Source organism: Sphingomonas sp. (genome assembly GCF_035555815.1).
Lineage (GTDB): Bacteria > Pseudomonadota > Alphaproteobacteria > Sphingomonadales > Sphingomonadaceae > Sphingomonas.
Genome location: NZ_DATMGG010000094.1, coordinates 1 through 5,752 on the forward strand (window position 1 = coordinate 1; position 5,752 = coordinate 5,752).

Annotated in this window: 9 protein-coding genes; 8 read left to right on the forward strand and 1 reads right to left on the reverse strand. The window is 68.8% G+C overall.

Annotation, left to right across the window (positions count from 1 at the left end):
• On the forward strand, nt 1–626 hold a 626-nt coding region (locus VNR91_RS05380), incomplete at its 5' end, for a DALR anticodon-binding domain-containing protein (RefSeq protein WP_325489752.1).
• Nucleotides 623–1,357, forward strand: a complete 735-nt coding sequence (locus VNR91_RS05385) for an SPOR domain-containing protein (RefSeq protein ID WP_325489753.1) — start codon at nt 623–625, stop codon at nt 1,355–1,357. The genes VNR91_RS05380 and VNR91_RS05385, both read left to right, overlap by 4 nt.
• Here VNR91_RS05385 and VNR91_RS05390 read toward each other — a convergent pair.
• Complete coding sequence (locus VNR91_RS05390) at nt 1,320–2,315, reverse strand: 2-hydroxyacid dehydrogenase (protein ID WP_325489754.1); 996 nt, start codon at nt 2,313–2,315, stop codon at nt 1,320–1,322. The two genes, VNR91_RS05385 and VNR91_RS05390, sit on opposite strands and share 38 nt — an antisense overlap.
• Nucleotides 2,316–2,407: 92 nt before the next feature.
• Here VNR91_RS05390 and nagZ point away from each other — a divergent pair, with 92 nt between their 5' ends.
• From nagZ to VNR91_RS05420, 6 genes are all read left to right on the forward strand, one after another.
• A complete protein-coding gene (nagZ, locus tag VNR91_RS05395; RefSeq protein ID WP_325489755.1) occupies nt 2,408–3,409 on the forward strand; it encodes a beta-N-acetylhexosaminidase in 1,002 nt (333 codons plus the stop codon).
• Nucleotides 3,410–3,426: 17 nt separating this feature from the next.
• Complete coding sequence (locus VNR91_RS05400; protein WP_325489756.1) at nt 3,427–4,155, forward strand: ScpA family protein; 729 nt, start codon at nt 3,427–3,429, stop codon at nt 4,153–4,155.
• Entirely contained in the window at nt 4,152–4,739 is a 588-nt protein-coding gene (scpB, locus tag VNR91_RS05405; RefSeq protein ID WP_325489757.1) for an SMC-Scp complex subunit ScpB, read from the forward strand. The genes VNR91_RS05400 and scpB overlap by 4 nt, the downstream gene beginning before the upstream one ends.
• 26 nt (nt 4,740–4,765) lie before the next feature.
• The gene (locus tag VNR91_RS05410; RefSeq protein ID WP_325489758.1) at nt 4,766–4,996 is read left to right on the forward strand and encodes a twin-arginine translocase TatA/TatE family subunit; all 231 of its coding nucleotides are present in this window, start codon (nt 4,766–4,768) and stop codon (nt 4,994–4,996) included.
• A gap of 56 nt (nt 4,997–5,052) precedes the next feature.
• Nucleotides 5,053–5,511, forward strand: a complete 459-nt coding sequence (tatB, locus tag VNR91_RS05415) for a Sec-independent protein translocase protein TatB (RefSeq protein ID WP_325489759.1) — start codon at nt 5,053–5,055, stop codon at nt 5,509–5,511.
• On the forward strand, nt 5,508–5,752 hold a 245-nt coding region (locus VNR91_RS05420; RefSeq protein WP_325489760.1), incomplete at its 3' end, for a twin-arginine translocase subunit TatC. The genes tatB and VNR91_RS05420, both read left to right, overlap by 4 nt.

The following is a 5,752-nucleotide window of genomic DNA, read 5'->3' on the forward strand; positions in this document are numbered from 1 at the left end:
AGGCGCTGACCGGGGGCAAGACGCGGTTCGACGTCAAGCTGGTGCAGATGGTGCGGCTGCTGCGCGGCGGCGAGCCGGTCAAAATGTCGAAGCGGGCCGGGAACTTCGTCACGCTCGCTGATGTGGTGCGTGAAGTGGGCAAGGACGTCGTGCGCTTCACCATGCTGACGCGCAAGGCCGATGCCCAGATGGATTTCGACTTCGCCAAGGTGGTGGAAGCGTCGAAGGACAATCCGGTGTTCTATGTCCAATACGCCCACGCTCGTGTGCATTCGCTCCATCGTCGGGCAGCGGAGGCGGGATTGGCGCTACCCGCCGCCGACTTGTCCCGTCTTGATACGGCCGAACTGGGGCTGGTGAAGCTCGCCGCGCAGTTCCCGCGCATCGCCGAAGCCGCCGCACTGGCGCGCGAGCCGCACCGGATCGCGTTTTATCTCTATGACTTGGCGGCGGAATTTCACGCGCTGTGGAACATGGGCAACGACGATCCGGCGCGCCGGTTCCTGTTGCCCGACGATGTCGCGCTCACCGCGGCACGGCTTTCCTTGGCCGATGCGATCGGGCAGATCATCCGCAACGGTCTCGCCATCATGGGGGTCGAGGCGGTCGAGGAGATGGGCGGATGAACACCACCGTGGACGCCGACGCGGAAGGCTATCACGACGAGGATCGGCTGCCGTGGCTCGAATCGGCCGAGGATGATTACCGGGAGGGGCCGACCGCGTCGCGCATGATCGCGATGGTGGTGCTGGGCCTGCTGGTCATCGCGGCGGCGATCTACGGCTATAACTGGTGGCGCAGCCATCAGGGCGGTGGCGGCACCGGCGAACTGATCGCCGCGCAGGAAGGCGACTACAAGGTCAAGCCCGACGAGCCCGGCGGGATGAAGGCGGAGGGCGAGGGCGACACCGTGTTCGCCACGTCGCAGGGAACGTCGGCCAACGGATCGATCGATACCAGGGCGGTGTCGGAAGTCCCGGTCGCGGGCAAGACCGCCGCCGTCACCGCGCCAGCGAGCAAGGGCACCGAGAAGGTGGTTGCCGCGGTGCCGCCGTCGGGCGGGGCGCTGACCGCCAAGACGCCGACCGTCGCCGCGATCCCGACGGCGGGCGCGGGCGGCGGCAGCGCGTTGGTTCAGCTCGGGTCCTTCCCCAGCGAGAGCGCGGCGAACGGTGCTTGGACGACGCTGTCGAAGCGGTTCACTTACCTCGCCCCGCTCGGCAAGTCGGTCGAGAGGGCGGAGGTCAACGGGCGCACCGTGTTCCGCCTGCGCGTCAATGCCGGCAGCGCGGGCGCGGCCAACGGTCTGTGCGGCAAGCTCAAGGTCGCGGGAGAGGCCTGCTACGTTCCGAACTGAGCAGGTGCCGGGTTTCGGGAATCGGAGTCAACGGACGTCCGGTCTCGAACCACGCGACGATGTTGTCGATCACCAGTTGCCCCATCGCGTGGCGGGTGTGTTCCGATGCCGAGCCGATGTGGGGCAGCAGCACGGTGTTGGGCAGCGCGATCAGCGCGTCGGGCACCGCCGGCTCATGTTCATAGACATCCAGCCCCGCCGCCAGGATGGTGCGCGATTCCAGCGCCCCGATCAGCGCCGTTTCGTCGACGACGCTGCCGCGTGACACGTTGATCAGCACGCCGTCGGCGCCCAGCGCGGCGAGCACCGACGCGTCGACCAGGTGGCGGGTGCCGTCGCCGCCCGGCACGATCACGATCAGCGTGTCGACGGCCTTCGCCAACCCGATCGGCGAAGGGTGATAGTCATAGGGCAAGTCGGGCTGCGGCGAGCGGCCATGATAGGCGATCGCCACGCCGAACCCCTCCAGCCGGCGCGCCACCGCCTTGCCGATGTTGCCAAGGCCGAGGATGCCGACGCGACGCCCGCGCAGCGTCGGCGACAGCGGGAAATTGCCGTTCGCCCACGCCCCGGCGCGCAGGAACCGATCGGCCTGGGGGATGCGGCGCAGCGTCGCCAGCAGCAGGCCGACGGCGAGGTCGGCGACTTCATCGTCGAGCACGCCGGGGGTGTTGGTGGCGACCACGCCATGCGCCACCGCCGCCGCGACGTCGATATTGTCATAGCCGACGCCGAAGCTGGCCACGATCTCCAGGTTCGGCAGGCGATCGAGGATCGCCGCGTCGAACCGGCCGAACAACGTGCTGGTGGTCGCGCTGCGGATCGTCGCGCCGACGGTGGCGAGGAACGCGTCCGGATCGTCCTGTTCCCACAGCCGGTGAACGGCGAAGCGCTGCTCGAGCGCGGCGATGAAGGGGGGCGCCAACGGCGCGGTCATCAGGATGGAGGGGCGGGTCATGGCGCCGGAGCATAGGGTGCCGAATGATCGACGCACATGCTTTTGAAGCGACACCCGTTCCGGCGCCCGCGCGAAGTTGCTAGAGCGTCGCCATGAAGCCCGTCGTTTTCGGCCTGTCCGGCCTGTCGATCACCCCGGAGGAGCGCGCGTTCTTCGCCGCCGCCGATCCGGCCGGTTACATCCTGTTCAAGCGCAACATCGCCGATCGTGCGCAGGTGCGCGCGCTGACCGACGATCTGCGCGCGCTGGCCGGGCGCGACGATCTGGCGATCCTGATCGATCAGGAGGGCGGCCGAGTCGCCCGGATGGGGCCGCCCGAATGGCCCGAATTTCCCCCCGCCGCCGCGTTCGACGCGCTGTATGATCTGGCGCCGATGTCGGCGATCGAGGCGGCGCGCAGCAGCGCCCACGCGCTGGGGCTGATGCTGGCGGAGGTTGGCATCACCGTCGATTGCACCCCGTTGCTGGACCGGCGTTTCCCCGAGACCACGGTGGCGATCGGCGACCGCGCCTTTGGCGGCGATGCGATGCAGGTCGCGGCGCTGGGCCGCGCGACGCTGGAGGGACTGGCGCGCGCCGGGGTGGTCGGCGTGGTCAAGCACATGCCCGGGCACGGTCGCGCGGTGGTCGACAGCCATCACGAGCTGCCGGTGGTGACCGCCGACGACGCCGCGCTGGAGGAGGATATCCGCCCGTTCCGCACGCTGGCATCGGCACCGATGGGGATGACCTGCCATGTCGTGTTCAAGGCGTGGGATGCCGAGCGGCCGGCGACGCTCTCGCCCACCGTCATCCGCGACGTGATCCGCGGCCGGATCGGTTTCGACGGGCTGTTGTTCACCGACGACATCGACATGAAGGCGCTGTCGGGCACCGCCGGGGAAAAGGCGGCGGCGGCGCTGTCCGCCGGGTGCGACATCGTGCTCGATTGCTGGGGCCGGATGGAGGAGATGGCCGAGATCGTCGACCGAATCGACGATATCTCCACCGCCAGCCGGGCGCGGCTCGACCGTGCTATGGCCAGCGTGGCGCCGGCCGAGGGCGATTTCGGCGAGCTGATCGCCAAGCGGGACGAATTGCTGGCGCTCGCCTGACCTGCTTTAGTGGTGCGATGAACGAGCCCGAGACGCTGACGCTGGACCTGGACGGGTGGGAAGGGCCGCTCGACCTGCTGCTCGCGCTCGCCCGCAACCAGAAGGTCGACCTGAAGGCGATCTCGATCCTGCAACTGGTCGAGCAATATCTGACCTTCATCAACGCCGCGCGTGCGCTGAAGCTGGAGGTGGCGGCCGACTATCTGGTGATGGCGGCGTGGCTGGCCTATCTCAAATCGGCGCTGCTGCTGCCGCGCGATCCCGAAGAGACGCCGAGCCCCGAGGAACTGGCGCTCCGCCTCCAGCTCCGGCTCGAGCGGCTGAACGCGATGCGCGAGGCGGGTGGACGCCTGCTGGCGCGCGACCGGCTGGGGCGCGACGTGTTCCCGCGCGGGGCGCCCGAAGGGTTGCGGACGGTGCGCAAGGCGCGGTGGGAGGCGGAGATTTTCGACCTGATCGCCGCCTATGGCCGGATCAGCGCACGGACTCGGCCGGTGATGCACGTCGTCGCGATGCGCGACGTGATGACGCTCGATGAGGCGATCACGCGCGTGTCCGAGCTGATCGGCGTGACGGTCGACTGGGCGACGATCGAGAGCTTCCTGCCCGGCGAGGCGACCGGCGGCTATCGCAAGTCGGCGCTCGCCTCCAGCTTCGTCGCGGCGCTGGAACTGGCCAAGCAGGGGCGGGTGGAGCTGCGCCAGAAATCGCCGTTCGCGCCGCTTTATCTGCGGGCGCCGGCATGACGCTCCCTCCCGATCCGGCCGACGACCTGGCCCGCGCGGTGGAGGCGGTGCTGTTCGCGGCGGAGGCGCCGATGACGGTGGCCGACATCCGCCTGCACCTTGGCCCCGACGCCGACGTGCCGGGGGCGCTGGCGGACCTTGCCACTTTCTATGCCGGGCGCGGGATCGAGCTGGTCGAGCGCGGCGGGCGCTGGCATTTCCAGACCGCCGCCGACCTCGCCCACCTGCTGCGACGCGACCGCGAGGAGAGCCGCAAGCTGAGCCGCGCGGGGATCGAGACGCTGGCGATCATCGCCTATCACGAGCCGGTCAGCCGCGCCGAGATCGAGGCGATTCGCGGCGTGCAGATATCGAAGGGCACGCTCGACGTGCTGATGGAGGCGGGCTGGGTGCGGCCCGCCGGCCGCCGCGAGGTGCCGGGCCGGCCGCTGACCTATGCCACCACATCGGCGTTCCTCAGCCATTTCGGGCTGGCCAGCCGCAAGGATCTGCCGGGGTTGGACGATCTGCGCGCGGCCGGATTGCTCGACCCAATCGACCTGGCGATGGAGAATGCCGTGGAAAAGGACGACGATCACGACTAGATAGGCACCAACCAAGGAGAAGTCTGATGGGTGGTTTCAGCCTGATGCACTGGCTGGTGTTCGGCGTGATTGCGATTCTCGTGCTGGGCGGCGGCCGGTTCTCGAACATGATGGGCGACGTCGCCAAGGGCATCAAGAGCTTCAAGAAGGGCATGGCGGAGGAGGATGATCCCGTCCCGACCCGGATCGAGGCGCAGCGCCCGGCCGCCGAACCGGCCTACCAGCCCGAAGCCGAGCGCGCCCGCGAGGACCGCTGATCCTTCCCTCCAGGGCTGACGCGCCGCCCATCGGGTTGCGCGCCGTGGACTATTGAATGTTCGACATCGCGCCTTCCGAATTCCTGCTCGTCGCGGTCGTCGCGCTGCTCGTCATCGGTCCCAAGGAGCTGCCGAAGGCGATGCGCGTCGCCGGCTATTGGGTCGGCAAGGCGCGCGGCGTCGCCCGCCAGTTCCGCTCCGGCTTCGACGCGATGGTGCGCGAGGCCGAACTGGCCGAGATGGAAAAGAAATGGGCGGAGGAGAATGCGCGGATCATGCGTGAGCATCCGCTCGATCCCGCCCAGGCCGAACCGGCGGCTTTGCCGGCGCCCGCCGCGCCCGTCGCTGATGCCGCCATCGATGGTGATGCACCTGCCGCCGTCGCTACCCCGGTGGCGCTGGAGCCAGCATCCGAACCGGAACCCCAACTGACGCCGATGCCCGACATGAGCGACACCGCCACGCCGCTGGCCCCCGAACTGCCGCTGGGCGAACCGGGACGGGCGGCATCGTGAAGGATATCGACGATACCCAGGCCCCGCTGCTCGAACATCTGATCGAGCTGCGCCGGCGGCTGCTCTATTGCGTGGTCGCGATCGTGCTGTGCTTCGGCGTCAGCTTCTATTTCGCGCAGCCGATCTTCGCGTTCCTGGTCCAGCCGCTGGTCCACGCCGGCCAGAGCAAGGTGATCTTCACCGAGATTTTCGAGGCGTTCTTCGTCCAGGTGAAGGTCGCGTTCTTCGCGGCGATGATGCT

Coding starts and splice junctions, on each gene's coding strand:
- VNR91_RS05410 (WP_325489758.1), top strand. CDS start 4,766: ATGGGTGGTTTCAGCCTGATGCACTGGCTGGTGTTCGGCGTGATTGCG.
- nagZ (WP_325489755.1), top strand. CDS start 2,408: ATGAAGCCCGTCGTTTTCGGCCTGTCCGGCCTGTCGATCACCCCGGAG.
- tatB (WP_325489759.1), top strand. CDS start 5,053: ATGTTCGACATCGCGCCTTCCGAATTCCTGCTCGTCGCGGTCGTCGCG.
- VNR91_RS05400 (WP_325489756.1), top strand. CDS start 3,427: ATGAACGAGCCCGAGACGCTGACGCTGGACCTGGACGGGTGGGAAGGG.
- scpB (WP_325489757.1), top strand. CDS start 4,152: ATGACGCTCCCTCCCGATCCGGCCGACGACCTGGCCCGCGCGGTGGAG.
- VNR91_RS05385 (WP_325489753.1), top strand. CDS start 623: ATGAACACCACCGTGGACGCCGACGCGGAAGGCTATCACGACGAGGAT.
- VNR91_RS05390 (WP_325489754.1), bottom strand. CDS start 2,315: ATGACCCGCCCCTCCATCCTGATGACCGCGCCGTTGGCGCCCCCCTTC.